The sequence below is a fragment of the Massilia sp. P2_C2 genome (genome assembly GCF_056404615.1).
Genome location: NZ_JBFUDR010000510.1, coordinates 1 through 2,654, shown reverse-complemented (window position 1 = coordinate 2,654; position 2,654 = coordinate 1). Strand labels below are relative to the sequence as shown.

Sequence of the window (2,654 nt, the reverse complement as noted above, 5' to 3'; positions counted from 1 at the left end):
GCTGTACGGATTGGTCGGCACCTGAGCCTGGGCGCCCGCGACGACGACGCTCGCAAGCAGCATGAGGCCGGCCGACAGCAATTGGCGCATGCCGCCAAAAGGTTTGTTCTTGTTCTGGTGGGTCATCTATCGATGCTTTCCGTATGACTGGTCTGAATGGCATGCCCTGGGCGGCGTGCCTGCTATCCTCAGCAGCTCACACTTAGCGAGCTCTTTCCGCTTTAGATCAAACATCCACGCTTTACACAGTTAAAGAGTTAACAAGACGGCCAATTGTTCATTAAGCGATTCCGAAATCCGTCGGGCATTCTTCACCGCTCGAGGATCTGCATCGCCGAATTTTGATGCAATTTTTTCTGCATCTGCACTTCTCTCCCGCATGACTGAAACCAAGAGCTGTTTGCTTACGCGGGGTAGCGGTGCGTCGATCAGCATCCATGCTCCATGCTGGAACCTTGCGCAATAGCCGACCGTTTCGCTTTTTGATTTCGGCAGAGCTTGAATGTGTCTCGCGTTCGTGCTTTCCCAGGACGGAAGTCCCTCACCGATAGTCGTAGCCACGACAGTGAAGCTGAACTTGCCGCAAGCTTTAGATGCTTTCCTTTCAAGGGCGACGAGCTTCCAATAAGTGACTACCACCAGTGGATCGCTGTCCAGCATGTATACTTCCGGGGCTGGCCCCCATGCTGCATCTTCCTTTTCCGATGCCCGGTGATTTTGTATTACGTGACCAATTCTTGGAGATGCGTCACCCTCGAAGTCTGACCTCACAACTTCTTCGAGAAAAGCCTTTGCATCGGCATCATTGTTTGCACTTGCATAGCTATTGGAAGCTGCAGCTAGCCATAGCGAAAAACAGAGAAGTGTCTTCAGCATTTCATTCCCCGCCAGTTTTGACCTGATACCGGAACTTGCCGGTCATAGGGCTACCCCAATATTTTATCCGCAAGAGTTCGTATGGTTTTCCACCCGGGCGCGTTGCTGTCCACATCAAGGCGCTGCCCGTGGCATCTTGACCCGCGTAGATAGCAACATGTCCTTTAAATTGAACCACGTCACCGGCCGTAAAGGCACCCTGCAAGCCGCCCTTCAGGTTGCCGGACGAATACCAGCGGAGTAACTACCGCTACGCAGCTTGGGTATCTTCAGGCCGACATTCGGTCCCGGAGCGGGTCTCGATAACGCGGTCAAATAGCCATTTGGTACGGAAAATCAAGTTAGCGTGCACATGGGGCAAATGGCTAAAGAGGTATCACTATTGACAATTCGCAGTAGCCGCCGAACTAATAATCTGCGTACTCATTCCGTCCTTCCATAGACGAACCAGATACCGCTCGTGAATCCATTGTCCCTTTTCCATCTTTTGAGGTAGCCTACACGAATCCAACTCAAAGCCGATTACGCCAAAAAACTTCTGAAGTTCAGATTGCTCCGCGTATTCATGTTCGCTCGGCCGCACCACAATTTTCCAATTCCTGCGCTTTTGGGTAATCCACAACTTGTTCTCATCAGGGCCTTCCTTCATTAGGCTTCGAACTATAAAAAGACGCCCTTGAGGGCATGTCTCTAACTCTCGAGATGAATCGCACTCCCCCGATTCGACAGATCGATAGATAACCACTCGAAGGCCAGAGCGCAATTGAAATTCCGTCAATGTTTCGAGTGACGCCAACCCATCGGCAAGCTCATCACCGTTGAGCGGCGCATTTTGAAATATATCTTTGGAGCTGGCAGCCATTGATTCGCATGAAATGCCGAGACCAAATGTCCATGCAAGAAGCGCCGAAATAACAAGCTTATTCATATGCAACTGAGCCAAATATCAATAGACACCGAAATGGATATGATTTTTATGCATATCTAGAAGTTTTTTGTTTGTCTCCGGATAACGCCGACCAGACCAACCCTTAGGATTATTGGGCCCCATCCCACAAACAGTTGGCGAGCAGAAATACCGAATACTTGCGTCGGAATTCAGAGCATTTACAAATTGCTTAATGACGGGATCATTCGCATTACCTATCACCGCCATATCATTAACCCGATTAATGTCGAGGGCATAGCCTAAAGTATGATCATCTTTCGGTCCATGGCCGCCAGTACTGCTATTCACATTCAACGTTTCCAAGTCTGGACTTTTTTCGATTGCGTTTGTCAACGCATCAATAACAGTTTGTCTGACGGGCTGTTGAGTTGTGGGGCCGTTCGCAACGTCATTCGAAAATGTAATGGTCACACAACCTCCCGACGTCCGACATATCTCATCTGGAATAATCGCGGTAGGGGTTGGGTCGTTCGCGGAATGTGCGTAAGAATTAAATAGATAGCCAAACGCAGCTGTCGCGGCGCCGTTGGCGAACTTGCCGCCACCGAGGACCGATGCCGTACCGCCTATAGCAGCACTTACCAATGCCCCCGCAAGCGGATTGTCTTTACCCATTGGCCCAGTCACCGGCAACGCTGCCTTGCTGAATGCCGCACTAAGCGCTCCAGGACCACATTTGCCTCCGCTCATCACGCTTGAAACACATCCCACTACGCCATGGGCGGCAATCGCCTCGCCAAACTTGCCATAGTTCGTAATGTTACCCGCCCTGTCCGTATAGCCATCAAATCTGCTGCCAACTCCATAAAACATAGCAGCCGTAAAGGCA

At 50.6% G+C, this 2,654-nt stretch carries 2 protein-coding genes and 1 pseudogene; all 3 read right to left on the bottom strand.

The annotated features are described in order from the left end of the window. Positions 1–249: 249 nt before the first annotated feature. Entirely contained in the window at positions 250–876 is a 627-nt protein-coding gene (locus AC1DYX_RS30175; RefSeq protein ID WP_477265761.1) for a hypothetical protein, read from the bottom strand. A gap of 379 nt (positions 877–1,255) precedes the next feature. After that, the gene (locus tag AC1DYX_RS30170; RefSeq protein ID WP_477265759.1) at positions 1,256–1,804 is read right to left on the bottom strand and encodes a hypothetical protein; all 549 of its coding nucleotides are present in this window, start codon (positions 1,802–1,804) and stop codon (positions 1,256–1,258) included. Between the two features lie 18 nt (positions 1,805–1,822). Next, a pseudogene (locus AC1DYX_RS30165) lies at positions 1,823–2,654 on the bottom strand (hypothetical protein); the annotation flags it as partial.

Bases quoted from the DNA above. Each gene is read 5' to 3' on its own strand.
- AC1DYX_RS30175 (WP_477265761.1), bottom strand. From the start codon at position 876: ATGCTGAAGACACTTCTCTGTTTTTCGCTATGGCTAGCTGCAGCTTCC.
- AC1DYX_RS30170 (WP_477265759.1), bottom strand. From the start codon at position 1,804: ATGAATAAGCTTGTTATTTCGGCGCTTCTTGCATGGACATTTGGTCTC.